This is a genomic window from Segatella baroniae DSM 16972 = JCM 13447, assembly GCF_000426585.1.
GTDB classification, from domain to species: domain Bacteria; phylum Bacteroidota; class Bacteroidia; order Bacteroidales; family Bacteroidaceae; genus Prevotella; species Prevotella baroniae.
In genome coordinates, this window is record NZ_AUFQ01000006.1 from 73,101 (window position 1) to 98,651 (window position 25,551).

The 25,551-nt window shown below is 58.2% G+C and carries 19 protein-coding genes; 17 read left to right on the forward strand and 2 right to left on the reverse strand.

Annotated features, from left to right (window positions below; genetic code table 11):
* The first annotated feature begins 7 nt into the window (after positions 1-7).
* Both K334_RS0106180 and K334_RS0106185 read left to right on the forward strand, forming a co-directional pair.
* The gene (locus tag K334_RS0106180; protein ID WP_027444688.1) at positions 8-2,200 is read left to right on the forward strand and encodes a fibronectin type III domain-containing protein; all 2,193 of its coding nucleotides are present in this window, start codon (positions 8-10) and stop codon (positions 2,198-2,200) included.
* A 27-nt stretch (positions 2,201-2,227) separates the two neighbouring features.
* Positions 2,228-2,923, forward strand: a complete 696-nt coding sequence (locus tag K334_RS0106185; protein ID WP_025880967.1) for an Ig-like domain-containing protein — start codon at positions 2,228-2,230, stop codon at positions 2,921-2,923.
* Positions 2,924-2,974: 51 nt separating this feature from the next.
* Here K334_RS0106185 and K334_RS0106190 read toward each other — a convergent pair whose 3' ends face one another.
* On the reverse strand, positions 2,975-5,797 hold the full coding sequence (locus tag K334_RS0106190) for a hybrid sensor histidine kinase/response regulator transcription factor (protein ID WP_051218673.1): 2,823 nt from the start codon (positions 5,795-5,797) through the stop codon (positions 2,975-2,977).
* A gap of 613 nt (positions 5,798-6,410) precedes the next feature.
* Between K334_RS0106190 and metK the strand changes: the two genes are divergently transcribed.
* The 12 genes from metK to K334_RS0106255 all read left to right on the forward strand — a co-directional run bounded on the left by metK (position 6,411) and on the right by K334_RS0106255 (position 19,551).
* Entirely contained in the window at positions 6,411-7,667 is a 1,257-nt protein-coding gene (gene metK / locus K334_RS0106195) for a methionine adenosyltransferase (RefSeq protein WP_025880966.1), read from the forward strand.
* A gap of 16 nt (positions 7,668-7,683) precedes the next feature.
* Complete coding sequence (locus K334_RS0106200; protein ID WP_027444690.1) at positions 7,684-8,700, forward strand: DUF4271 domain-containing protein; 1,017 nt, start codon at positions 7,684-7,686, stop codon at positions 8,698-8,700.
* 5 nt (positions 8,701-8,705) lie between these two features.
* A complete protein-coding gene (locus K334_RS0106205) occupies positions 8,706-9,452 on the forward strand; it encodes a uroporphyrinogen-III synthase (RefSeq protein ID WP_025880965.1) in 747 nt (248 codons plus the stop codon).
* Between the two features lie 42 nt (positions 9,453-9,494).
* Positions 9,495-9,896 carry a ribonuclease P protein component gene (rnpA, locus tag K334_RS0106210; protein ID WP_025880964.1) on the forward strand — a complete coding sequence of 134 codons (402 nt, stop codon included), beginning with the start codon at positions 9,495-9,497 and terminating at the stop codon, positions 9,894-9,896.
* Positions 9,893-10,144: a membrane protein insertion efficiency factor YidD gene (gene yidD / locus K334_RS0106215; RefSeq protein WP_027444691.1), complete on the forward strand. Its 252-nt coding sequence runs from the start codon at positions 9,893-9,895 to the stop codon at positions 10,142-10,144. Before rnpA ends, yidD begins: the two co-directional genes overlap by 4 nt.
* Positions 10,145-10,228: 84 nt before the next feature.
* Positions 10,229-11,527, forward strand: coding sequence for a tyrosine--tRNA ligase (gene tyrS / locus K334_RS0106220; protein WP_025880961.1), 1,299 nt, complete (start codon positions 10,229-10,231; stop codon positions 11,525-11,527).
* A gap of 118 nt (positions 11,528-11,645) precedes the next feature.
* On the forward strand, positions 11,646-13,496 hold the full coding sequence (locus tag K334_RS0106225; protein ID WP_025880959.1) for a DUF3413 domain-containing protein: 1,851 nt from the start codon (positions 11,646-11,648) through the stop codon (positions 13,494-13,496).
* 940 nt (positions 13,497-14,436) lie between these two features.
* Positions 14,437-14,838 (forward strand): hypothetical protein, encoded by a 402-nt coding sequence (locus K334_RS0106235; protein ID WP_025880958.1) that lies wholly within the window; start codon positions 14,437-14,439, stop codon positions 14,836-14,838.
* Positions 14,839-14,955: 117 nt separating this feature from the next.
* Positions 14,956-15,582 (forward strand): hypothetical protein, encoded by a 627-nt coding sequence (locus K334_RS0106240; protein WP_025880957.1) that lies wholly within the window; start codon positions 14,956-14,958, stop codon positions 15,580-15,582.
* 21 nt (positions 15,583-15,603) lie between these two features.
* Complete coding sequence (locus tag K334_RS0106245; RefSeq protein ID WP_021589643.1) at positions 15,604-16,170, forward strand: RNA polymerase sigma-70 factor; 567 nt, start codon at positions 15,604-15,606, stop codon at positions 16,168-16,170.
* Positions 16,152-17,087 (forward strand): FecR family protein, encoded by a 936-nt coding sequence (locus tag K334_RS0106250; RefSeq protein WP_021589633.1) that lies wholly within the window; start codon positions 16,152-16,154, stop codon positions 17,085-17,087. Before K334_RS0106245 ends, K334_RS0106250 begins: the two co-directional genes overlap by 19 nt.
* A gap of 4 nt (positions 17,088-17,091) precedes the next feature.
* On the forward strand, positions 17,092-19,551 hold the full coding sequence (locus tag K334_RS0106255) for a TonB-dependent receptor (RefSeq protein ID WP_021589664.1): 2,460 nt from the start codon (positions 17,092-17,094) through the stop codon (positions 19,549-19,551).
* Between the two features lie 137 nt (positions 19,552-19,688).
* On the opposite strand, the gene K334_RS0106260 is transcribed toward K334_RS0106255, so the two are convergent.
* Positions 19,689-19,964 carry an HU family DNA-binding protein gene (locus tag K334_RS0106260; RefSeq protein WP_021589691.1) on the reverse strand — a complete coding sequence of 92 codons (276 nt, stop codon included), beginning with the start codon at positions 19,962-19,964 and terminating at the stop codon, positions 19,689-19,691.
* A gap of 215 nt (positions 19,965-20,179) precedes the next feature.
* Here K334_RS0106260 and K334_RS0106265 point away from each other — a divergent pair, with 215 nt between their 5' ends.
* The 3 genes from K334_RS0106265 to secDF all read left to right on the forward strand — a co-directional run bounded on the left by K334_RS0106265 (position 20,180) and on the right by secDF (position 25,351).
* The gene (locus tag K334_RS0106265; RefSeq protein ID WP_021589621.1) at positions 20,180-21,127 is read left to right on the forward strand and encodes a rhomboid family intramembrane serine protease; all 948 of its coding nucleotides are present in this window, start codon (positions 20,180-20,182) and stop codon (positions 21,125-21,127) included.
* 8 nt (positions 21,128-21,135) lie between these two features.
* Positions 21,136-22,257: an endonuclease/exonuclease/phosphatase family protein gene (locus tag K334_RS13605; protein ID WP_051218675.1), complete on the forward strand. Its 1,122-nt coding sequence runs from the start codon at positions 21,136-21,138 to the stop codon at positions 22,255-22,257.
* Positions 22,258-22,366: 109 nt separating this feature from the next.
* Positions 22,367-25,351 (forward strand): protein translocase subunit SecDF, encoded by a 2,985-nt coding sequence (gene secDF / locus K334_RS0106275; RefSeq protein WP_027444692.1) that lies wholly within the window; start codon positions 22,367-22,369, stop codon positions 25,349-25,351.
* The last annotated feature ends 200 nt before the right edge of the window (positions 25,352-25,551 follow it).

Sequence of the window (25,551 nt, forward strand, 5' to 3'; positions counted from 1 at the left end):
AATGATTATGAAAACAAAAAGACATATCACAGCCCTGCTCTTCGGCCTTGCGGCCTGTTCGGCGGTGGCACAGACAACCGGAGCAGACAGCAGCCAGACCCAGGCTGCCGCCAACCCCGTGGTACACGAACTGCGAGCCTTGGCCCGCCCAACGTCCAACAGCGTCACCCTGCGCTGGGCTCCCGACGACTATGTGGCCTGGAAACTGACACAGCCCTACGGCTACAGCATTCTGCGCGTGTCGTTCGACAAGCGCGAAGGCGCCACGGTCGATACGCTGGCCGAGTGTCGGCCCATCAGCCTTGATGAGTTCAAGACGCGGTTTCCCGCCACCGACAGCCTGGCCGCAGCGGCCGCGCAGGTGGTTTGGGGAGCCAGCGACCTGACGCTGGACCGCACCAAGAGCCGACCACAGAACATGGGGTCGGTGTTCGAGGTGGCCGACCAGCAGCAGAACATCTACAGCTATGCCATGGTCGTGGCCGAACAGCGGCTGGATCTGGCCGAAGCCATGGGCCTGGCCTATACCGACCGCAAGGTGGAGCCGGGCCGCCAATACGACTATGTCATCGTTCCGCTCGTGCCCGATTCCATCATCCATCACCGGCGAGAGGCAATCCACGACGTTGTTGTGCAGGCCGCGCCACGGCCGGCCTTCGGCGCGCAACTCACCGACTCCATCCTCGGGCCGCACGACATCATGCTGGCATGGCCCGACCTGCGCTGGAGCTTCTACGACATCGAATGGCGCGCTGCCGACAGCCAGGAGTGGCACAAGGCCAACCAAAGGCCCTACATGTCGATGGAGCGTGGCGACGAGGCCCTGCCCGACACGGGTTCGGTCTACGTCCACCGTGGCATGCAGCCGGGCAGCTACGTCTACCGCGTCTATGGCTACGACGCCTTTGGCGAACGCACGCTGCCCTCCGAAGAGCACAGCGTGACGCTTCCCGACCTCGTGCCCCCCGAAGCGGCCCATCTGTGGCAGATAGAGATCTTGCGCGAGCAGAAGACCAACCTGCCCACGCAGGCCGTCCTGCGCTGGAAGAAGGAAACACAGGAGCCCGACCTGGCCGGCTTCCTGCCCTGCTACTTCAACCAGGAACTGCTGGGCGACCAGTGGCGACCGCTCACCGACTCGCTCCTTAGCCCCCGCGACAGCGTGGCGACCGTCGACATACAGGGGCTCAAGACCGGCCTGGTCACCATCGCCTGCTACGACACCAACGGCAACATGAACCACTCGCTGCCCATGCAGATGATCATCGCCGACCTCGTGCCGCCGCTGCCACCCACGCGCCTGCGCTCGGTCATCGACGTCGACGGCAACATGACCATGGCTTGGCACCCTTCGCGCTCGATAGACGCCGACCACTACGAAATCTACATGGCCAACGACTCCACCCACGAGTTCGCGCTCGTCAACGACCGTGTGGGCAACGACACCATCTACACCGAGCAGATACAACTCGATCTTGCCCAGCGCCACCGCTACTACAAGATAAAGACGGTGGACAAGGAAGGCAACAGCAGCGAGTTTTCGGAAATGCACGTGCGCTATCTGCCCAACTTCATTCCGCCCACGGCCTGCGTGCTCGACACCATCTGGGTGGAAGAGCCGGGACGGGTTCACGCGGCTTGGCTTCCGTCGCCCCAGAACGACATCGACTACTACAACATCTACCGCCGGCTGGAAAGCGACATGCAGTGGACTTTGCTGCGCTCGGTCAGTGCCGACAGCCTCGACGGCAATCATCGTGTCGCTCTGGTCGACGAGCCTGCCTACAGCCGCAACGACTATTACCAGTATGCCGTGGAGAGTGTCAACGAAACGGGCGTGTCGTCGGGCATGAGCCTCTATGCCCAGGTTCAGGTGAAGGGGCCGCAGACCTTCCCCGTGCACATCAAGCTCGACGGCGTATGGCATGAGCAAGACGGCAAGGTGATGTTGGGCTGGGGCTTCAAGACAGAAGAAGTCGAAGCCATCAGCCCCGACTACTACACCGTCGTGCTGCGCAAGGGGACGGACGACGACGAGTTCAAGTTCATGCGCACCATCAGGAAGGGCGAAGAGCCCGTCTATACCGACAACCTGCTGACTCCGGGCGACAAGGCGCAGTATCTCGTCAGAATAAGATTCAAGGATGGGCGGACGACCGACTTCTCCAACATGGTGGAGGTGGAGCGGCCCGACAAATAAAAGCAATCAGAAAAAATCATGACTCCTATGCACAACGATGGAAAGAGACACCTGCCGCTCTGGTTAGCGGTGCTCTGCGCGCTGTTCAGTATGACTTCGTGCGGGGAGTGGTTTGAGTTTGAAGAGCCTGGCTCCGTCGTTCCCACCAGCATGACGATCGACAGTCACGACATCGTGCTGATGGTGGGCGACTCGCTGAGGCTGACGCCTTCGTTCATCCCCGACTCGGTTTCGTTGAAGACCGTGTTCTGGTATGCCGACTCGTCGGGTGTGGCGTCCGTTCATAACGGCATTGTCAAGGCGCTGAAGCCCGGCGAAGCCAAGGTGCTGGCCGTCAGCGTGTCGGGCGAGCAGCGCGACTCGTGTCGGGTGCAGGTCATCAACAGTTGGCTGTTCAACAAGTCTGCGCATTACCGCTACGACATGGTGGTCTATGCCTCGACCAGGATCGACGGGCTTCCCGAGTTTTCGCCCGACGACTATGTCCTCGCCGCCTTTGTGGGCGACGAACTGCGGGGTGTCGGCGTGTCGCGTCAGGCGCAGGGAATCAGCTACTACGAGTTCCGCATCTACAGCAACCGTCCCCGTGGCGAGACGGTGGAGATACGCGCCTACCGCCGCAACCATACGGGGGTCAGGCTCCTGACACCCACCTTCGCCTTTGACGGCGAAACCCACGGCTCGCTCTCGCATCCGGAGCAGCTGAAAGTAAAGCAAGAATAAGAATGACGGAAGGGCATGGCAGACATATTGTTTCTGCCATGCCCTTCCTTTTCAGGGATTGTGGATGATGGTTTTTCTGAATTGTGCCGGCGTGACGCCCATCTCGGCGCGGAAAGTGCGGTCGAAATAGCTGCGGTCGTTGAAGCCGCACGCGTTGGCCACCTCGACGATCGACAGCTCCGGGCGGCTTCTGAGCAGCTGGTTGGCATAGTCGATTCGTATTTTCGTGACGTAGGCGGCCGGCGTCTGGTCCATCACTTCATGCACCCTGCGGTTCAGCGTGCGTCGGCTCATGCACAGTCGTGAAGCCAGTTCGTCGAGATTGATTTCCAACTGGTTGATCTGGTCGTAGACAGCATGGGTGAACGCCCTCATGAACTCCTGGTCCTTGTGCGTCAGCGTGCGCTTGGCAGCCGTGATTTCATAGGCCGCCAGCTGGTATTTCTCTTGCAGCAGTCGGCGTTCCGTCAGCAGCCACTCCACTCGGATGCGGAGTTCGTTGCTGCTGATGGGCTTGAAGAGGTAGGCGTTGGCCCCCGCCTTGAGGCCGGCTTCCATGTCTTCCTGCGATGTCTTGGCCGTGACGATGATGACAGGCGTCGTGGAGGTCGTGTGCGAAGCCCGCAGCTTCCGACACAGTTCCAGTCCGTCCATGCCGGGCATCATCAGGTCGGTGATGATGAGGTCGGGCTGTTGGCGCTGCGCCTTCTCGAAGCCGTCGATTCCGTCCACGGCAAACGAGAGCTGGTAGTTGGCCGACAACTGTTGTCCGAGGAATTGGGCCAAGTCGGCATTGTCTTCCACAATCAGGACGTGGCGGGCATACTTGTTTTCGTCCATATCCTTTTGTCGGACGGCCTTCGTGTTGACGAAGACCGGGTCGAAGGGTTCTTCCGGCTCTTCCAGTTTAAGCAGCTTCCATTGCCCCTGCCCGTGTTTCAGCGGCAACGTGATGGTGAAGACGCTTCCTTGCTGCGGCGTGCTGACCGCCTTGATGCTGCCCTGCATGGCTTCCACCAGCTGCTTCACCAGCGCCAGCCCTATCCCCGTGCCCAGGTTGCGGCTGTCGGTTTCGGCCTGGTAGAACTCCTCGAATACATGCTTCAGCACTTCGGCTTCCATGCCCATGCCGTTGTCGGCCACCATGATGACGAGTTTGCTGTGATGTTGATAGCATGTGATGTTGACTTCCCCTCGCGGCGGCGTGAACTTGACGGCGTTGCTGATGAGGTTGCGCATGATTTTGTGCAGATAGTCGGGCACGACGTCGGCGATGATGACGTTTTTGCGCGGCGTGAAGTGGATGGTGATGTCCTTGGTCTTGGCCAGCAGCACGCCCCCTTCGACGATCATGCGCAGGTAGGGCACGATGTCGCCCGTGTGCCAGTCGGGCGAGTCGGGAGTCATGCGCACCTTGCTGATGTCGAGCAGCTGATTGACCAGATGGAGCATTTGCTTGCCTTGGCGAACGATCATCCTGCCCGCCTCGTTCACCTTTTCCAGGGCTTTCCTGTCGGCCTGCGCCACCTCCTGGCCTTGGCCCAGGATGATGGTGAGCGGCGTTCGGAACTCGTGCGTGATGTTGGTGAAGAAGCGGTCGCGCATGCGGATGAACTCTTTCTGCATGTGGTTGTTGCGCAGTCGGGCCTGGGCCACGTACCAGAGCATGACCAGCACCAGCACCAGCGCGATGAGGGTGATGCCGAGCATGATGGAGATGGAGCGTTCGTTGGCCAGTTTGGCGTCGGTCACGGCCACGTATTCCTCGTGTTGCCGCCGCGACAGCTGCTGTTGCAGCGTTTCGATTTCAAACATGTTGTTGCTGTTGAACACCTGCTGCCGCGCCTTGTCGGCCTTGGTGTAGCAGTCGAGCGCCTTCTCGTAGTTCCCCAGGTTGCGGTAGTAGTCGGAATAGAGGAAGAAGATTTCCGACAGAAACTCCTTGGCGCCCATTTTCCGGGCCGCCTGCAGCGCCATGTCGAGATACTTCCGCGCCTCGGCGTGGTCCTTCATGGCCACCCTGACGCCTGCCATGGCGATGCAGGGCTGCACCCATAGCCACAGGTCGCGCTTGGGTGAGATGACGGACATGGCCATCTGGTATTCAGCGACGGCATCCTTGAACTTTCCCTCGTGCTGGTAGAGCCGTCCGAAGTTCATGTGGCTGTAGGCCTGGCCCGTCGTGCTCTTGGCCAGCACGCTGTGCTCGTAGCTGCGCTGGAAATAGATTCTGGCCGAGTCGTATATGCCGCGCAGTTCGAACACCTCGCCGATGTTGGCGTTGCCCACGTTCATGCCCAGGTGGCTTCCCAGCCTGACCTCGATGGCGAGCGCCTTGCGCAACATGCTGTCGGCCGACAGGTAGTGGCCTGTCGCCATGTAGGCGTTGCCCATGCCGTTGTAGCCGATGGCGGTGCATTTCATGAGCTTTCGGTCGCGGGGGGCCTTCCGGGCGGTGGTGATGGCTTGCGAGTGGTGGAGGATGGCTTCATAGTAGAGGCCCATGCGGCGGAAGTTGACGCCCAGGTCGTTGAAGGCCGAGGCCGTCATCAGCGTGTCGTTGAGCTGCTGGGCCAGCGTCAGCTGCCGGCGGTGCACCTTCACGGCGTCGATGTAGCGGCTGGCCGACTGATATCCATGCGCCAGTTCGGCCAAGGCGGCCATCTCGCGTGCCGGGTCGCCGGTCTGTTGGCTCTTGCGCACAAGGGCACGGAGCGAGTCGATGTTGGTCGTGTGGTTGTCGGTGGTGTCGAGCATGAGCCACTGCCGGTCCGTATAGGCGGCCTTCCGCGGCGACTCCCGTCGGCAGCCGGTCATGAGCATGGCGGTCATGACCGCCGCCACAATCAGGGTGGGTATCTTGTAACTGTTCATAGGTGACTCTTATGGATTTCCATGACGCGTTCTGAAAAAGTGTTGTCAAGCAGAAATTGCTTATGGTGCTATCAACAGGGACGGAAGGAAGCCATCCGTCATAGCAAAGGTAAAGAATAAAGATTGTAAAACAAAATAAAAAAGCCGAAAAACATCCAATCTTTCATGGCGTGTCGTTATTTGTGATGGTTTTCATCAACATGCCTCAAGAAAGCTCATGAGGAATGCTTCTCCCTGCCGCCGAAACCGCCCAGTGTCAAGCTGATGGCACAAAGCATGGAAAACGTTTTGCAAAAGCAGCCCTTTCAGCCCGCAAAAGCAGCCCTTTTAGCGTGTAAAAGCAGCCCTTTTAGGAGGTTAAAGCACTGCTTTTGCAACTCATTGATTGACAGCGATTAACGAAGGGCGCCACGCCAGGAATGCAAAAAAGCGATAAAACGTTGGCGATTCGGCCAAATAGTCGTACCTTTGCGGCGATTTAATCACTTAGTTATAACGCTTGTGGAAGAATTTGGCTGCTTGCAACCACATAAAAAAATGCTAAAACTGCAAAATCCCTCTCAGATTTTACGGTTACTTGGTGTTATTCCACGCTTTTAAAAGTAATGGAAAAATGAGCTATTTATTTTCTTCAGAGTCAGTGTCCGAGGGACATCCTGACAAAGTTTCCGACCAGATTTCGGATGCGCTTCTCGACCAGTTTTTAGCTTACGATGAGCAGGCACACTGCGCCATCGAAACGTTTTGTACCACGGGACAGGTGGTTATCATGGGCGAAGTGCGCTCGTCGGAGTACATCGACCTACAGAACATCGCCCGAAAGACCATCCAACGCATCGGCTACACGAAGGCTGAATACCAGTTTGACGGCGATTCGTGCGGCATTCTGACGGCTATTCACGAGCAGAGCGACGACATCAACCGCGGCGTCAACCGCCAGAACGAAGACGAACAGGGTGCCGGCGACCAAGGCATGATGTTCGGTTACGCCTGCAACGAAACAGAAAACTACATGCCCGTGTCGCTCGATTTGTCGCATCTCATCATGAAAGTGCTGGCCGATATCCGCCGTGAAGGCAAGGTAATGACCTATCTGCGCCCCGACTCCAAGAGTCAGGTGACGATTGAATATAATGAAAACAATACGCCGCAGCGCATCGACACCATCGTCGTGAGCACGCAGCACGACCAGTTTATGGACGACGACGAGGCCATGTTGGCCAAGATTCACGAAGATGTTGTCCATATTCTGATTCCGCGCGTCAAGGCCGAGTGTGGCGAAAAGATATTGGCGCTGTTCAACGACGACATTCATTATTTCGTCAATCCTACGGGTAAGTTCGTCATCGGCGGCCCCCACGGCGACACCGGACTGACCGGTCGCAAGATTATCGTCGACACCTACGGCGGCAAGGGTGCCCACGGCGGCGGCGCGTTCTCGGGCAAAGACCCATCGAAGGTAGACCGTTCGGCGGCCTACGCGGCTCGCTACATCGCCAAGAACATGGTGGCGGCGGGCGTTGCCGATGAAATGCTCGTGCAGTTGGCCTACGCCATCGGCGTGGCACAGCCCGTAAGCGTTTACGTAAACACCTACGGACGCGGTAAAACCAACCTGACCGACAGCCAGATCGCCGAAAAAATCAAGCAACTCTTCGACCTCCGGCCCAAAGCCATCGAACGTATGCTGAAGCTTCGTCAACCGATGTATTTGGAAACGGCAGCCTATGGTCACATGGGACGCAAGAACGAGGTGGTGAAAAAGACCTTCACCAGCCGCTACCACGAAACGAAGACCATCGACGTAGAGCTTTTCACGTGGGAGAAACTCGATCAGACAGAAGCCATCAAAGCCGCCTTCGGACTTTAACCCATACGCAAGACCCATGTTGCAGACCGACACCATCGCGGCGCAGCAGGCCGGGGACGGGGCGCAGAGCCTACCCCCCACGGCCCACCGGCAGCCCACACCGGCCCAGGTGCTGAGCTGGCTGCCCCGAAACGCCACCCCCGAACAGCAGGACTCGGCCATCCAGGCCCACTTCGAGCCGGGGGAAATCCACTGGAGCGGGCGCCCCGACACGCTCCACCTGCCTGGATGGCCCGTGGGCAAGAGCTATCGCGACGTCAGTCTGCCCCAATATTACAAGGAGTCGTTCTTTTCAAAGGATTCCTTGTTTCACCCCGAACTCACAGGCGGGCGTCTCGGTGTGGCCGGTGACCCCGTTCCCTACACGCCGGCGAATGACAACTTCGTCACCGGCGTGCTCTTCGGCGTCTTCATCCTGGCCCTCGTCGCCCTGCGCCGGCTGGGCGGTTTCATCAAGCGACAGGCCAAGGACTTCTTCTACATCCCCAGAAACGAGTCGTCGTCGCATACCGAAACGTCGGGCGAAATCCGCTTCCAGCTCTTCCTCCTGCTGCAGACGAGCCTGCTGCTGGCCCTCATCTACTTCTTCAGCACGTTCGACGTGGCCGCCGACACCTTTGCCGTCGAGCAGTACCAGGCCATCGGCATCTACGGGGCGCTGTTCGCCGGCTACTTCCTCGTGAAGTTCCTGGCCTACGCCTTCACCGACTGGGTGTTCTTCGACAAGCGTTCCAACACGCGATGGCTCCACGCCCTGCTCTTCATCATCTCCGTCCAGGGCATGCTTCTCTTCCCAATCGTCATGCTGCAGGTCTACTTCAACTTGAGTATCAGAGCGGTAGGCATTTGCACTTTGGCCGTCATCACCTTGTTCAAATTGCTCTCCTTCTACAAGACACATATCATCTTTTTCCGCCAAAAGGGCTCTTTTCTGCAAAATATTTTGTACTTTTGTGCCCTCGAAATGGTACCGTTGTTCGCCCTCTACGGCACGCTGGTATTCACGAATAGCTATTTGAAGATAAATTATTAGGCAAGATGATCAAGAAAATCCTGGTTTCACAGCCCAAACCATCGAGTGAAAAGTCTCCTTACTTTGACATTGCGCGCAAATACAAGGTGGAATTGGTGTTCAGACCTTTCTTCAAGGTGGAAGGAATCACAGCCAAGGAGTTCCGGCAGCAGAAAATCAGTCTTCTGAACTACACGGCCGTCGTCTTCACTTCGCGCCACGCCATCGACAACTACTTCACTTTGGCCAAGGAAATGCGCATCGCCATTCCCGAGGAAATGAAGTATTTCTGCGTCACGGAGACCATCGCCCTCTACATCCAGAAATACACCCAGTACCGCAAACGCAAGATTTTCTTCGGCACAACGGGCAAGGTCGACGACCTCATCCCGGCCATGATGAAGCACAAGAACGAGAAGTATCTCGTGCCACTGAGCAGCGTCCACAACGACAACGTGAAGAACCTGCTCGACGCCAAGAAGCTCATGCACGCCGAATGCGTCATGTTCCGCACCGTGAGCGACAACCTGACCGAGGAGGAAATCAAGAATTTCGACTACGACATGCTGATATTCTTCAGCCCCACGGGCGTGAAGGCGCTCAAACAGAACTTCCCCGGCTTCGAGCAGGGCGACATCAAGATCGCGGCCTTCGGCCCCGCCACGGCCAAGACGATAGCCGAAGAAGGACTGACGCTCGACCTCCAGGCGCCCACGAAGGACCATCCTTCCATGTCGAGCGCCCTCGAAGCCTACTTGTCGAAACACAAATAAGCTGCCGCCGGCACCGCCCGACAGCCCAACAGCACATACACGATGGCAGAAACGGACAGATTCACTTTGTCGAAAGAGGAACGCGTCTACAGCCTCAGCCTGATAGACAGCCTCTTCAAGGGCGGAAAGAGCCGTTCGATGACGGTGTTTCCGCTGCGCGCCGTCTACCGGTCGCTCGAAGACGAAGCCCCGGAGACGAGTTTCCAGGTGGCGGAGGCCTGTCCGAAAATGCTTGTCAGCGTGCCCAAGAGGCACTTCCGCCACGCCGTCGACCGCAACCGGGTGAAGCGGCAGGTGCGCGAAGCCTTCCGAAAGAACAAGCGAATCCTGAGCGGACGCAACGTGGCCGTGGCCTTCATCTGGCTTTCCGACAAGCACGCCGCGACGTCCCTGATAGAGCGAAACGTGACGGCTCTCCTGCAACGAATCAGCGAGAAGATATGAAAGGCTTGAAAAACGTCCTCCACCTGCTGGCCAAAGGCATGAGCCTGCTGCTGATTCTGCCCATCCTTTTCTATCAACGGTTCGTCACCCCGTTCACCCCGCCCTCGTGCCGCTTCACTCCCACTTGCTCCGAATACGCCCGTCAGGCGCTCCTGAAGCACGGCCCCGTCAAGGGTCTGCTGCTGGCCGTCTGGCGAATCCTGCGCTGCAACCCCTGGGGAGGCAGCGGCTACGACCCCGTGCCGTAGCGGTCTTGCCAAGCCCGGCGGCCTGTCATGCGCAACAGGGCCCCCGCGGCCCATGACCTCCGATCAATCAAAAAGAAAAAATATATGAAGAATTTTGTTGAAGAACTGAAATGGCGTGGTATGCTGGCTCAGATCATGCCCGGAACAGAAGAGTTTCTGCAAAAGAATATGGTCTCCGCCTATCTCGGAACAGACCCAACGGCCGACTCATTGCACATCGGTCACCTCTGCGGTATCATGATGTTGCGCCATCTGCAACGCTGCGGCCACAAGCCCTACTTGCTCGTTGGCGGCGCAACGGGTATGATTGGCGACCCGTCGGGCAAGAGCCAGGAGCGCAACCTGCTCGATTCGGCCACGCTGTATCACAACCAGGAGGCCATCAAGAAGCAGGTTTCGAAGTTTCTCGACTTCGACGGAGCCGAGCCCAACAAGGCCGAACTCGTCAACAACTACGACTGGATGAAGGACTTTACCTTCCTCGATTTCGCGCGAGAGGTGGGCAAACACATCACCGTCAACTACATGATGGCCAAGGACAGCGTGAAGAAGCGCCTCAACGGCGAAGCAAGCGACGGACTGTCGTTCACCGAATTTACCTATCAGCTGCTCCAGGGCTACGACTTCCTGTATCAGTATCAGAAGTACGGCGTGCGTCTGCAGCTGGGCGGAAACGACCAGTGGGGCAACATGACGACCGGAACGGAACTCATCCGCCGCACGCTGGGCAACGAAGCCGAAGCTTTCTGCCTCACCTGCCCGCTCATCACCAAGGCCGACGGCAAGAAGTTCGGCAAGACCGAGAGCGGAAACATCTGGCTCGACCGCAACCGCACCACGCCATACGCCTTCTATCAGTTCTGGCTCAACGTGAGTGACGACGACGCCGAACGCTACATCAAGATATTCACCGACCTCGACAAGGCCACCATCGACGCCCTCGTGGAGGAACACCGTCAGGATCCGGGCCGCCGAACGCTACAGAAGCGGCTGGCCGAAGAGATCACCGTGATGGTGCATTCCAAGGAAGATCTCGACATGGCGACGGCCGCCAGCAACATCCTCTTCGGCAAAGCGACCAAGGACAGCTTGGCCCGACTCGACGAGGCGACGCTCAACGACGTGTTCAAGGACGTGCCCCACTACGAACTGGGCAAGGAAACGCTCGGCCAGACAGCCGTAGACCTGTTCTGCCAAGACGGCTGGGACATCTTCCCGAGCAAGAGCGAGATGCGCAAAATGGTGAAAGGTGGCGGCGTAAGCCTCAACAAAGAGAAGCTGGCAGCCTTTGATCAGCCCGTGACAGCCGACGATCTCATCGACGGAAAGTATCTGCTCGTGCAGCGCGGCAAGAAAAACTATTATTTGATTACCGTGAAATAGACCGCCGGCCTGCTTCTCCGACATGGCGACCATGCGTCCCGGGGCCCGACACCGCAGCACGGTGGGCTGCGCGGCGTATGGTCTTTCTTCATCGACGACCACTCATTTTTTATATTCTATGATGAAACGCTTGAACAAGGCCGGCCTCCGGCAAGGTTTCCGCTACTATCTGCTGTCGACACTGGCCCTCGCCCTCATCTTCTTCAGCTACATTTTCCATGGCGCAAGCACCGATGTGATGACGCCCGCAGGCTGGTTTTATTTCGCCGCCTCGTGTCTGACACACGCCGCCATCCTGCTTCTCGCCCCCTTCCTGCTCATCCAGCTGCCGCTCGCCGTTCTGGGATGCCGGCAGCGTTGGGCCAACATGGCGCTGGCCTTGGTCTACGGACTCCTGTTCATCCTGGCCGTGGCCAACAGCTATGTCTATGCCCTCTACCATTTCCACATCAACGGTCTCGTTCTGGAAATGCTGACCGGGCCGGGTGCTTCCGAGATTTTCGTGTTCTCGTTCTGGGTCTATGCCAAGGCCGTCGGCCTGTCGCTGCTGCTCATGGGGACGAGCGGCGCGCTGGCATGGCTGAGCTGCAGGCTGGAGAAACGCCGTCGGCAGCGGCACTTCTGGCGCAACAGCTTGTTGCCACTGCTCGTCGTCTGTCTCTTCTCGCAGGGCGCCCACATCTACGGGGCGGCTACGATGAACGCCGCCATCGTCGAAAGCACCGACGTCATTCCCTATTACTTCCCGCTGCGGGCCAACAAACTGCTGGTGAAGATGGGCCTCGCAGACCGCCGGGAGATGAACCGGCTGCACTTCAAGAGTGGCGGTTCGTCGGTCAGCTACCCGCTGCGTCCGCTCAAGATGCGCAAGCCCGCGAAGCCGCTCAACGTCGTCATCCTCTGCATCGACTCGTGGAATCCGCGCACGCTGACCGACGAATGCACGCCCAGCATCTGCCGGTTCGCCCGCCAGGCCGAGCAATACACCCACCATTTGAGTTCGAGCAACGGCACACGGGGCGGCATCTTCGGCCTGTTCACGGGGCTTCCGGCCTACTACTGGAAGAGCTTCGAGTATGCCGACATCCAACCGCTGCTGGTGGAGGAGCTGCGCAAGGCGGGCTACAGGATACAGGCCTACCCGAGCGCGACCTTCGACTATCCGCCGTTCGCAAAGATGATGTTCGGTCATGTGAAAGGTTTGAACACGAATACGCCCGGCAATACGCCCTACGAACGTGACATCCGTATCACCCGCAACTTCATGGACGACCTCGACCGGTACGACGGACGCCAGCCGTTCTTCTCATTCGTGTTCTACGATTCGGCACATGCCATCGAGGTGCCGAAGACCAAGCAGCACCGGTTCCAGCCCTCGTGGGAGTATTGCGACTACATGAAGCTCAGCAACGACATGGATCCCACGCCCTTCTTCAACCTCTATCGCAACTGCGTGGCCGAGGTGGACTCGCTCATCGGGCTTGCGCTTGACAAGTTGGCGCAGAAGGAGCTGCTGCAAAACACGGTCGTCGTCATCACCGGCGACCACGGACAGGAGTTCAACGAGAACCACAAGAACTACTGGGGCCACTCCTCCAACTACTCCGAATGGCAGACCCGCATACCGCTCGTCTACTACTATCCCGGCTGCAAGCCCGGCAGGCGCGACCATCGCACCACCCACTACGACGTGTCGCCCACCTTGCTCCACCAGGTGCTGGGCGTGACGAACCCTCCTTCCGACCTTTCCATGGGACATTACCTCGACGACGACGCGCCCCGCAACTGGCATCTCACGGGCAACGACCTCTTCTATGCCTTCACGCTGACCGATGGCACCATCGTGGAGAAGCGCGGTTCGGGCACGCTCAAGGTGCTTGACAGGCGCATGAACCCGCAACCCGACTATCAACTCAACGCGCGTGAACTGCAGGAGGCCATCCGCAACATGAACCGCTTTTTCAAATAAAGCGCAAAAAACAAGTCCCAGCCATGCCATCGTGGCATAAAAAGGGCAAAAAGTTTGGCGGTGGACGAAAAATCCACTATCTTTGCAGCCGCAATCGCCATCTGGACGATTGCCATGTTTGTCCTATGGTGTAATGGTAGCACTAGAGTTTTTGGTTCTCTCAGTCGTGGTTCGAATCCGCGTAGGACAACATCACCAAGCGCCGGGCCGTTGAATCATCAACGGCCCGCCTGCTTTTAATACATAAGGACATGCTCCTTTTGCTGCTGTTTTTAAGACATAAGTACATAAGGACATATTTTCCTGGCTCTTTTATAAAGACATAAGTACATAAGGACATATTTTTCTGATTCTTTTATAAAGACAGAAGTACATAAGAACATGTTTTTTCTGCATGGGGCGTCGCAAGCGACGGAATAAAGACATAAGGCAGGCAGGGAAACCAATTGGATATTTCCATGCTCCAATGGTTCTTCTCCCGTTCATTTCACACATCACAATTAAAATTCCACAGTATAATTATGTCTTTATCGGCCGCTTGCGGCCCTTATGTCTTTGTCCTTTTCACCCAAAAAATATGTCCTTATGTACTTATGTCCTAAAAAACATCGCAGAAGAAACATGTACTAATGTACTTATGTCTTGGCACACCAGCAATAAAAGCATGTCCGGAGGCTTTTAAAAGCTGGCCTTTCAGCGGCTGAAAGGGCTGCTGTCAGCACCTGAAAGGGCCGCTTTTACAAGGCAGTTTGCCCACGGCATGAAACGCTCCGATAGCTTTCTACAAATCCGTCCTTTGTCTACGACCACTATGTCGTTGATTCACTTGCGGATATCAAAACAAAGAAGTATATTTGCAATGCAAACCCGCTGACAAGGGAACAAGCAACAAAGACGCCCCGCCATCCACCCCCTCCACCTTATTATATTGTCAACACAAATGGGAAGAAACAAATTCGCGCAGAAAGAGATAGACGAAATAAGCCGGTTGCTGCGGCTCAAGAACGCCGGCAACCGCAAGCAGCAGAAAGAGATACGCCACGAGCTGCGCGTGGAATACGAGTTCAACATCTCCGATTTCAACGAACAGGGCAAGGCTTTCGGCCCCGACGAACTGCGCCTGGCCCTCGACCGCGGCGCCATCCAGGTGCTCGACGACGCCACCATCGCCGACATGAAGGCCAAGCGGCTGCGCGACAAGGCCCGCGACGAGGCCTTGCGACAGCGGGAAAGCCCCGCCGACGCCACCACCGACTGGCAACAGGCCATGAAGGAGTGGGAGAGTTGGCAGGCCCGGCAGCCCGCCAAACCAGCCGTCAGCCCCGAAGAGCCGACAGCCTGACAACAAAAAAAACGAGAACAGCAGTAGGGGTATTTGCATGCCGTTGAGTTATAAGGATTGAAAGGCCGAAGAAACAGAGCCTTCCAGACAGAAAATAACTTTTAAAACGGTAAGAATATGAAGATGAAATTAGCAGCGCTGTCCATGCTTCTGGCAGCCGGCCTGACACAGGCCAACGCACAAATCAACAGCAAGTATCAGTCGGACAGCCGCCACGAGTTCCGCATCGGCTACAGCGACGGCCTCACGCTCAGCGTGGCCTCCATCTGGGGAATCGGACTCGGCGACGCCGTCACCGGCACCACCCGCACCAACGAAACCTCCACGGGCGTGCTCGGACTGGGCTACCGCTACCACATGAACCGCTTCCGGCTGGGTCTCGACCTGGGCTTCGCCTCCGTTTCGAGCAAGTACGACTACGCCAAGAGCAAGCAGAAGGACATCAAGGAGACGCAACTCAACTTCCTGGTCATGCCCGTGGCCGAGATGGTGTATTACAAGAAAGGCGCCTTCGAACTCTACGGCTCGGCCGCGGCCGGCGTAGACCTCACCCGCACCACGGAGAAGGGGCTGACCGAGGCCGGCAAGAAGAACGCCAACACCAAGGCCAAGACCGCCACTGACTTCGCGTTCCAGGTGAACCCCATCGCGCTCAGGGTGGGCAACGACCACATCGGGGGCTTCCTTGAGGCCGGACTGGGCTACAAGGGCTTCGTCACCGCCGGCGTGAGCCTGAAATTCTAGCACGCTTCGCAAAACAAAACAATGAAGACCGACAGAAAGAAACGCTTCCAAACAAGGTTCGAACGCTATTATCCCATGCTCTGCCGCATCGCCGCAGGCTACCTGGCAGACAGCGACGACTGCGAAGACGTGGTGCAGGAACTCTTCATCAGTATCTGGAACCACGGCAAGGACGACCTGGAGGAAGACGCTTTCGTCGCCTACCTGAAAACAGCCACCCGCAACAACTGCATCACTTTCCTGCGTCGGCACAGACGGCTCGACACCGTTTCGGCCGACACGGAAGCCTCCTTGCAGCTCAGCGACACCACGGAGAGCGAACAGCCGACCGACTACGCCACACTGCTCGACACGCTGCTGGCCCTGTTGCCGCCCAAATGCCGGGATGTCTTCATGATGAGCAAAATCCAAAAGATGAAATATAAAGAGATAGCCGCCGCGTTGGACATATCCGAAAAAACAGTAGAAAATCATATAGGCAAGGCCATTCACATCATCAGGGCCTATGCCACCTCTCATCCGACGCTACTCTGGCTGGCTACCTGCTCACAACTAATCAATCTCGGCTTATGGAACATACAAATATAGACGCCATCCTGGCCCGCCATCTGGCTGCGGAGCCCCTCACCGAGGAGCAGCGGCAGACGCTGGAGGCCTACATCGACGCCAACGGAACGGAATATCGCCGGCTCGTCGACGCCATGGAACGCCTGGACCGGGAGGGTCGCGACATACAAGTAGACACGGCGACAGCCTGGCAAAAGGTTGAGTCACGACTGGCGGAAAGCCCCCACAAGGCTCGCGCCGTCAGGCTACGCGCTCTGTGGGTCGCAGCGGCTGCGCTGCTCCTGCTGGTGGGCTTCGGCTTCTACAGCCTCTTCGGGGAAGCGCCCGCGCAGACCTTCGCCAACCATTCGCACCGGACGGAACAGCTGCGGCTGCCCGACGGCACGACGGTGAGGCTCCATCCCCAGGCCACGCTGGCCTACCGGGCTTCCGACCGCAAGGCCGAACGACGGGTGGAACTGACGGGACGCGCCTTCTTCGACGTGAGCCACGACGGCCGCTCCTTCACCGTGACGGCGGGAGAGATGCGAGTGGAAGTGCTGGGAACTTCGTTCTCGGTGGATGCCCGGCTCAAAGGCAACGAACGGGTGAGCGTCGAGACGGGACGGGTTCTCGTCACGGCAGCCGGACAAAAGGCCGTGCTCACGCGAGGACAGCAGGCCAGCCTCAACCACGGCACGCTGCGGAAGAGCGCCGACAGGGCCGAAACGCTTCAGCCGGTCTTCGTTTTCAAAGATACGCCGATACGCGAAGCCGTCGACAGGATGGCGCGCGAGATGGACATCAGGATAGAACTCGACCCGCAACTGGACGACGGCAACCGCATCACCACGCAGCTCCGCTCGGCCAACCCCACGGAGGCCATCCGCGAGATCGCCCTGCTGTGCAACTGCCGATACGACTCGGTGTCGCCCATCCACTATCGAATATACAAATAAAACTTTGCTTAAGACGCTGACAATCCTCCTTCTGTCGCTGGCCTCGTTGACGGCCGGCGCGCAGAACACCGTAGCGGAAGAGACGATTCTGGTGAATCCCTCTTCTGCTACGGTGCGTTCATGGTTTGGCAGGATAGAGCGCGAGGCCCGCGTGGTGCTCTCCTACAACGAGGCGCTCATCCGCATGGACGCCGAGGTGGTCGTTCGGCTGCGAGGCCGGACGACGGTCAGGCGGCTGCTGGCCGCCGTTCTCGATGGCTACAGCTATCGGTTGGTGCCCATGGAGGGGCGCAAGTTGCTCATCCAGGTGCAACCCGCCACGCCCCAGTCGCTGCTGCGCGACGCCAACAGCCTGGCGCAACCGCCGCAGGAACCCACGGGCACCGTGTCGGGGAGTGTCTGCGAGACCGGAAGCGGCGAGACGCTGCTGGGTGCCACCGTCACGCTGACCGACAGCAAGGGCCGCCGCCACTATGCCGTGACGGCCCAGGACGGTTCGTTCCACATCACGGCGCCGCGCGGACTGGGCCGCCTCGACATCCGCTACATGGGCTACGCGCCCCACAGCCGGCCCGTCGTCGTCGGGGCGGCGAGAAGCTATCTGAAGGTGGCCCTCAGCCCCATGGCCTTCGCCATCCGCACGGTCAGCGTGGAACGGCGCAAGAGCATGGAGGAACTCGACGAACTGGCTCCCTCCAATCTCATGGCTTTCAGCCACACGGATCTCTATTCGCAAATCCGCGTCTTGCCAGGTGTGGCGGCCTCGTCGGCCAACATGGACTTCCACGCGGCAGGCGGTTCGGCCGACGAAAACCTGTTCCTGCTCGACGGACTGCCCATCTACAACCCCGGACACATCAATTCCATGCTGACACCGTTCAACGGCGACGTGCTCAAGAGCGTGTCGTTCTACAACGGTTTCATACCGACGCAGTACGAAGGGCGCCTCTCCTCGGTCACCGACTCGCGGCTGCGCGACGGCAACAAGCAGGCTTTCGTCAACACGCTGTCGCTCGACATGCCGGCGGCCTCGTTCGCTTCGGAAGGTCCTCTCCTCAAGAACAAACTGTCATACCTGGTCGGCGGCCGCCACAGCTGGCTCGACTTCTTCGACCGCTACGTGTCGGAGGACAACCGCATGAACCACTCTTTCTACGACATGAACGTCAAATTGTCGCTGCAACTCGACTCGGTGACGTCGCTGTCGTTCTCCACCTACAACTCCACCGACGACTACCGCGACGACGAAGAACGGCGGTCGACCTCGACGCTGCACTGGAACAACCAGCTCTATGCGCTCCACTTCAACACCCACGTGACGCCGACGATCGCCAACAACACGTCGGTGGCCTACGCGCGCCATGCCACAAGGGCCAACCCGGAGGCCTTCGGCTTCGAGAACAAGGGCGAACTCTACAACCGCATCCGCACCGTCCACGTCAACACGCAGTTCACCTACACGCCCGGCAGCTTCTACACGCTGCGCTGGGGCATGAAGGGAATCATGGAAAAGTACGAGCTGACGGCCTTCGGAACCGACCTGAAGAACAGCTGGGAGCCCATCAACCAGCTCTCGCTCTACTACGACAACCGGCTGCGGATCACGCCGCAACTCTACGCGCAGGTGGGAGTCAACTTCCTGAGCTACCTTCCGCGCCACAGCCGGAAGTACAGCAGCATCCAACCCCGCCTGTCGGTGAAGTACGCTCCCGGCCCCGACAACATGCTCTATGCCAACCTGTCGCGCACCGAACAGTTCTTCCACCACGTCAGGATGATAGACATCGCCACGCCCTACGACTTCATCATGCCCAGCATAGAGGGCTTCAAGCCCAGCACGGCCACCCATCTCGAGGTGGGATGGAAGCACTACACGCGCCACGGCATACTCGAACTGTCGGCCTACTACAAGCAACGGCGGGGCGTGCTGGCCCTCCGCCCCGACTTCTACCTCGAAGACAGCAACTGGAGCAAGTGGATCATGCGCGGCAACGGCGACAGCCGCGGCGTGGGACTGTACTACTACGACGGGCTCGGAGCGTGGAAGTGGCAGGCCTCCTACACCTGGTCCAAGAGCCGGGAGTGGTTTCCGCTGCTGGCCCACCTCGGCAAGCTGCCCGCGCTGCACGACATGCCGCACGTGGCCAACGCCGTCCTCTCGTACCAACTGGGCAAGACGTCGCTCTTCACGCTGGGCGGCAACCTGCATTCGGGCCGCATCATCATCGACGAGCATGACGAAAGCGACGGCTACGCCTCGTTCCGCAAGTCGCGCGACCCACTGCGCTTCCGCATCGACGCCAGCTACACGTTCCAAAAGGACTTCGGCAAGTCGCAGCTCCTGGCCCGCCTGGGGCTCTACAACATCGTGGGCAACCCCTCGGAGGACGAAATGCTCTACTATTTCTCCATCAAGATTCAGGAACGCTGCATGCCTTTCGGCACCATCTCGTTCAGATTCTGAGCCTTCGGACAAGGCGGGGCAAGCCTGTCCGACGAGACCTTTCCGGCCGGTCGGCCACCCCCTTCCCGCCCTTCACCCCACAAAAAAAGGCGACCCCCATGGAGTCGCCTCAATATCTTTGGCAATTGCAGGCCCGATTACTTGTTCACGGCGTCGGCAAGTTCTGCGCCGGCCTTGAACTTGGCCACCTTCTTGGCTGCGATGGCAATCTTCTGCTTCGTTGCGGGGTTGATACCTTCGCGGGCAGGACGCTCGTTTACGCTGAAAGTACCGAAGCCTACGAGCTGGATTTTGTCACCGGCTACGAGCGCGTCCTTGAGGGCTGCCACGGTAGCGTCCAATGCTTTCTTTGCATCTGCTTTGCTCAGGTTGGCACCTGCTGCAATTTTCTCAACTAATTCTGTCTTGTTCATAATTTGAAGTATTAAATGGTTATGTATGAATGAGTTCCCCCTTAATTCTTCGCAAATATAGGGCATTCATTTTATAATCCAAACAAAAAAATCAAAAAAGTGGCATATTTTTTGAAATTTTTGGGCTAACACTCGCATTTTATGGGCTTTATGCAATATTTTTCGTACTTTTGCCGCATTATTATAGATCGACAAATAGACATAGAAATAAGGTAATGAGAACAATACCGACCATCACCAAGAACCTGCTCATCATCAATGTAGTCATCTTTTTGGCAAGTTATCTGGCCGGAGCCGACGCCTACGGAAACCTGAGCCTGAACGACATGTTCGGCCTCCACTTCTTCATGGCGCCCGACTTCCACCTCTACCAGCTGCTGACCTACATGTTCATGCACGCCAACTTCACCCACTTGCTGTTCAACATGTTCGCGTTGTGGATGTTCGGCTGCGTGGTGGAGAACGTGTGGGGGCCTCGAAAGTTCCTCTTCTATTACCTCGCGTGCGGCATTGGCGCCGGCCTGTTCCAGGAGGCGGCCCAGTTCGGCCAGTTCTACATGCTGGCCTCCGACCAGATTCCGGGCTTCTCGGTCGGCGACATCGGCATGGTGGCCCACAACAGCGCGACCCTGCTCAACCAATGGACCACGGTGGGGGCCTCGGGGGCCGTCTACGCCATCCTGCTGGCCTTCGGAATGCTCTTCCCCGAAGAGCGGATATTCATCTTCCCGCTGCCCATTCCCATCAAGGCCAAGTGGTTCGTGGCCCTCTACGCGGGCATTGAACTCTTCTCGGCCATGAGCGGTCGGGGCGGCAACGTGGCCCACCTGGCCCACTTGGGCGGCATGGTGTTTGGCTTCTTCATGATCCGCTACTGGCGAAGGCACCCCTCGGGAGGCTACAGCCGGTCGGCGGGAGAGCAGTTTTTCGACAACCTGCGCAACGTCTGGGAGCGACGCAGCCACCGCCCTTCGTCGTCCGCTTATGACAAAAAAGACAGCGACACCACCGGCGCGCATGGCAGCGACTGGGACTACAACGCCCGCAAGCAGCGCGAACAGGCGGAGATAGACCGCATTCTCGACAAGATACGACAGAGCGGATACGACAGTCTGACGGCCGAAGAGAAGCAGCGACTCTTCGACAGCAGCAACCACAGCTGACACCCGGCATGCTCAAACGACTCAAGAACTTTACCCTGCACGCGATGGCGGGGGCCAACATCGCCAACATCGCGCTCATGCTGCTGGTGGGTTATTCCGACAGGATAGACCCGCTGAGCCACAGCCATCTGGCCATGGCGGGCCTGGCATTTCCCATATTCCTGGCGGTGAATATGGGATTCGTCGTTTTTTGGGTGCTCTTCAGGCTGCGCGGCGTCGTCATCCCCTTGGCGGGCTACCTGCTCTGCTTCGGCCCCTTGCGCACCTACATGCCCTTCAACCGCCAACATAAGGTGCCCGAGGGGGCCATCAAGGTGATGTCGTACAACGTCTGGAACTTCGGCGACTGGCAGACGCCGCCCGGCGAGGACAACGCCATCCTGGACTACCTGCGCCGGGAGCGGCCCGACATCCTCTGCCTGCAAGAGGCTTCGACCGTCGTCATCGGCCAGGCCCGCGTCGACGCCGTGCTCGCCCCCATCTACCAATACAAGGACACGGCCCGGGTGGGCAGCTACGACGGGCTGACGCTCTACAGCCGCTACCCCATCCTCAGCCGCGAGCGCATCCACTATCCCTCGCAGGGCAACCAGAGCATGGCCTACGAACTGAAGATCGGGGCCGACACCGTCATCGTCATCAACAACCATCTGGAAAGCACAGGCTTCTCGACCGAGGAAAAGGAGCAGTTTCACCAGCTTGCCAAAGGAGAAATGAAAGCCAAGGAAGCACAAAACGAGTCGCGACAAGTCATCTCCAAGCTCGCGAAAGCTGTGCGGAAGCGAGCCCCACAGGCCGACGCCGTGGCCCGCTACATCAGTCGGCACAGCGGCAGGAGCATTATTCTCTGCGGCGACTTCAACGACAGTCCCATCTCCTACACCCACCGCAAGATTGCCGAAAACTTGACCGACTGTTACGTGGAGACAGGAAACGGCCCCGGAATCAGTTACCACCGCGCCCGCATCTTCGTGCGGATAGACAACATCATGTGCTCCAAGGACTGGCAACCCTACGGCTGCAAAGTGGACGACCGCGTCAAACTGAGCGACCATTACCCCATCCTTTGCTGGCTGAAAAAAAAGCGCAAAACCATAAAAAGACGAATATTAAGTCGTAATTTTTTTTAAACTCCGAAAAAATACTTATCTTTGCACGACTTCATTCTATAGCCTTTATAGATAACAAGTTATCGAAACGGATGATTCGAAAAACAAATAATCAATAATATAACCAACAATGCAAAACAAAGGAATTGTAATTTGCACTGCTGTCCTTCTGACACTTGCAAGCATTTTCTATTTGTCGTTCTCGGCTGCGACCCATTATTACGACAGCCAAGCCGCAAAAATCAAAGACCCCATCGCCCAACAAGACTACAAGGATTCTGTAAAGTATCTGGGAATTTACTCTTATCAGAAATGCTTGGAGACCCAGATCGGACTCGGACTCGACCTGAAGGGCGGCATGAACGTCATCCTTGAGATTTCCGTGCCCGACGTCGTCGAGACACTGGCCGACCACAAGACCGACCTGGCCTTCACGAAATCAATGAAAGAAGCCAGGGCCGAGGAAGAGACGAGCCAGAGAGACTTCATCACGCTCTTCGTCAACGCCTTCAAGAAGAACGCCCCCGGCCGCCGGCTGGCGGAGATTTTCGCCACCCAACAGCTGCAGGGCAAGGTTTCGCCGCAGAGCACCGACTCTGAAGTGGAGAAGGTGTTGCGCGACGAAGTGCAGTCGGCCATCGACAACTCCTTCAACGTTGTCCGCACACGTATCGACAAGTTTGGCGTCGTTCAGCCAAACATCCAGAAACTCGAAGGCCAGACCGGCCGCATCATGGTCGAAATGCCGGGTATCAAGGAGCCGGAGCGCATGCGCAAACTGCTGCAAGGCAGCGCCAACCTGGAGTTCTGGGAGACCTACAACGCCGAAGAAATCATCCCCTATCTGCAACAACTCGACAGCCGCATGGCCAGCGTCGACACCGAAGCCGACACGCTGAAGACCGACACTTCGGCCGTCGCCAAGCCCGCAGCGAAGAAGGCCGCGCCGCAGTTCACGCTGAAGGAGAAGGCCGGAAAGAAGGCCGTCGCCGCCAATTCCGACGCCCAGATGGAAGCCGCCAAGAAGCTCCACCCGCTGCTCGCCATGCTCCAGACCACCGGCCAGAACTCTCTGGCCCTCGTAGGCTATGCCAGCGTCCGCGACACGGCCGCCATCAACAAGATCATCTACAGCGACCTGGCCAAGCAAGTGCTGCCTTCCGACGTGCGCCTGCTGTGGAGCGCCAAGCCCGCCGACGGCATCCAAGCCAAGAACATCTACGAACTCTACGCGCTGAAGGTGACCTCCAGCAACGGCCGCGCGCCGCTTGAAGGCGACGTTGTGACCGACGCCAGCGACCAGTTCAACAACCTGACCGGCCAACCGGAGGTCTCCATGAGCATGAACTCCGAGGGAGCGCGCCGCTGGGCCGCCCTCACCAAGGCCAATGTGGGCAAGGCCATCGCCATCGTGCTGGACGGCGTGGTTTACTCCGCCCCGCGCGTGAACGGCGAAATCGACGGCGGACAGTCGTCCATATCGGGCAACTTCACCATCGAAGACACCAAAGACCTGGCCAACACCTTGAAGTCGGGCCGCATGCCGGCCCCCGCCCGCATCGTACAGGAAGAGGTGGTGGGCCCCACTTTGGGTGCCGCCTCCATCCAGCAGGGCGTCGTTTCGTTCGTCATCGCCTTCATCCTGCTGATATTCTACATGCTGGCCATGTACAACTTCATCCCCGGCATGATCGCCAACTGCGCGCTGATCATCAACGTATTCTTCACGTTGGGCATTCTGACGTCGTTCCAGGCCGCACTGACGATGAGCGGTATCGCCGGTATGGTGCTGTCGCTGGGTACGGCGGTCGACGCCAACGTGCTCATCTATGAGCGCATCAAGGAGGAGCTGCGCGCCGGCAAGCAGATGAGACAGGCCGTCAACGCCGGCTACAGCAACGCTTTCAGCGCCATCTTCGACTCCAACTTGACCTCGTTGATCACCGGTGTCATCCTCTACATGTTCGGTACAGGCCCCATCCAGGGCTTCGCCACGACCTGGATCATCGGTATCGTCTGCTCGTTCTTCAGTGCCGTTTACCTCACCCGCCTGGTTTATGAGTACAAACTGAACCACGACAAGTGGACGAACCTCAAGTTCTGGACACCCATTTCAGCCAATCTGATGCAGGGGAAGAACTACAAGTTCATGTCAGCCTACAAGACCACGTTCGCCATGGCGGCAGCCGCCATCGTGCTGTTCTGCGCCAGCTTCGTCGTGAGAGGCCTGGCCAGGAGCATCGACTTCACCGGCGGACGCAACTATGTGGTGCAGTTCGAGAAGTCGACCGAGCCGGAGCAGGTACGCGAAGTGCTGGGCCACATCTTCCCCGGCTGCACTTCGAGCGCCCTCTCTCTGGGTACCGACAACAAGACCATCCGCATTTCGACCAACTACAAGATTGAGTCCAACAGCCCGACGGTCGACGACGAGGCCGAGACCATGCTCTACAACGGACTGAAGAAGGCCGGCATGGTGAGCCAGAAGAGCGTCGACGACTTCAAGAATCCCGACGTCCGCCAGGGCGGTTCCATCATCAGCAGCTCGAAGGTAGGCCCCTCGGTGGCCAAGGATGTGACCTATGGCGCCATCATCAGCGTGCTCATCGCCCTGGTGGCCATCTTCCTCTACATCTTCGTGCGCTTCCGCAACATCGCCTTCTCTGTAGGTTCGACCGTTGCCCTGGGCCTCGACGCCATCACCGTCATCGGTTTGTTCTCGCTCTTGCAGGGCCTGCTGCCGTTCTCGCTGGAAGTGGACCAGACGTTCATCGGTGCCGTGCTGACCGTCATCGGTTACTCCATCAACGACAAGGTGGTGGTGTTCGACCGCATCCGTGAGAATCTGAAGCTGCATCCGAAGCACGACATCCAGAATCTCTTCAACGACTCCATCAACCAGACCTTGGCGCGTACCATCAACACGTCGTTCTCCACGTTGATCGTGCTGCTCGTCATCCTGCTCCTCGGCGGCAAGAGCATTCAGCCTTTCGCCTTCGCCATGACCATGGGTGTCGTGACCGGTACGCTCAGCTCCATCTTCATCGCCTCTCCCATCGCGTTCCTCGTGATGGGACGCTCCATCCGCAAGGAGGAGGCCGTGGCGGTAGCATAATACATACCCACCCCGGCCCTCCCAAAGGGAGGGTGAGCTAACTTGAGGAAGCTGACAATAGCTGCAATTCAGCCATTGTCAGCTTCTTCCATTATTATCCCCTCGCCAGCTCACCCTCCCTTTGGGAGGGCCGGGGTGGGTATTTGGTAAAGTCAGGGTGGATGTTTTAAAGAGCCGAGGCAGGTATTTGGTCAAGTCGG

What these genes read in the sequence shown, in the direction of transcription:
- K334_RS0106180 (WP_027444688.1), top strand. Translation starts at nt 8, where the DNA reads ATGAAAACAAAAAGACATATCACAGCCCTGCTCTTCGGCCTTGCGGCC.
- K334_RS0106185 (WP_025880967.1), top strand. Translation starts at nt 2,228, where the DNA reads ATGCACAACGATGGAAAGAGACACCTGCCGCTCTGGTTAGCGGTGCTC.
- K334_RS0106190 (WP_051218673.1), bottom strand. Translation starts at nt 5,797, where the DNA reads ATGAACAGTTACAAGATACCCACCCTGATTGTGGCGGCGGTCATGACC.
- metK (WP_025880966.1), top strand. Translation starts at nt 6,411, where the DNA reads ATGAGCTATTTATTTTCTTCAGAGTCAGTGTCCGAGGGACATCCTGAC.
- K334_RS0106200 (WP_027444690.1), top strand. Translation starts at nt 7,684, where the DNA reads ATGTTGCAGACCGACACCATCGCGGCGCAGCAGGCCGGGGACGGGGCG.
- K334_RS0106205 (WP_025880965.1), top strand. Translation starts at nt 8,706, where the DNA reads ATGATCAAGAAAATCCTGGTTTCACAGCCCAAACCATCGAGTGAAAAG.
- rnpA (WP_025880964.1), top strand. Translation starts at nt 9,495, where the DNA reads ATGGCAGAAACGGACAGATTCACTTTGTCGAAAGAGGAACGCGTCTAC.
- yidD (WP_027444691.1), top strand. Translation starts at nt 9,893, where the DNA reads ATGAAAGGCTTGAAAAACGTCCTCCACCTGCTGGCCAAAGGCATGAGC.
- tyrS (WP_025880961.1), top strand. Translation starts at nt 10,229, where the DNA reads ATGAAGAATTTTGTTGAAGAACTGAAATGGCGTGGTATGCTGGCTCAG.
- K334_RS0106225 (WP_025880959.1), top strand. Translation starts at nt 11,646, where the DNA reads ATGATGAAACGCTTGAACAAGGCCGGCCTCCGGCAAGGTTTCCGCTAC.
- K334_RS0106235 (WP_025880958.1), top strand. Translation starts at nt 14,437, where the DNA reads ATGGGAAGAAACAAATTCGCGCAGAAAGAGATAGACGAAATAAGCCGG.
- K334_RS0106240 (WP_025880957.1), top strand. Translation starts at nt 14,956, where the DNA reads ATGAAGATGAAATTAGCAGCGCTGTCCATGCTTCTGGCAGCCGGCCTG.
- K334_RS0106245 (WP_021589643.1), top strand. Translation starts at nt 15,604, where the DNA reads ATGAAGACCGACAGAAAGAAACGCTTCCAAACAAGGTTCGAACGCTAT.
- K334_RS0106250 (WP_021589633.1), top strand. Translation starts at nt 16,152, where the DNA reads ATGGAACATACAAATATAGACGCCATCCTGGCCCGCCATCTGGCTGCG.
- K334_RS0106260 (WP_021589691.1), bottom strand. Translation starts at nt 19,964, where the DNA reads ATGAACAAGACAGAATTAGTTGAGAAAATTGCAGCAGGTGCCAACCTG.
- K334_RS0106265 (WP_021589621.1), top strand. Translation starts at nt 20,180, where the DNA reads ATGAGAACAATACCGACCATCACCAAGAACCTGCTCATCATCAATGTA.
- K334_RS13605 (WP_051218675.1), top strand. Translation starts at nt 21,136, where the DNA reads ATGCTCAAACGACTCAAGAACTTTACCCTGCACGCGATGGCGGGGGCC.
- secDF (WP_027444692.1), top strand. Translation starts at nt 22,367, where the DNA reads ATGCAAAACAAAGGAATTGTAATTTGCACTGCTGTCCTTCTGACACTT.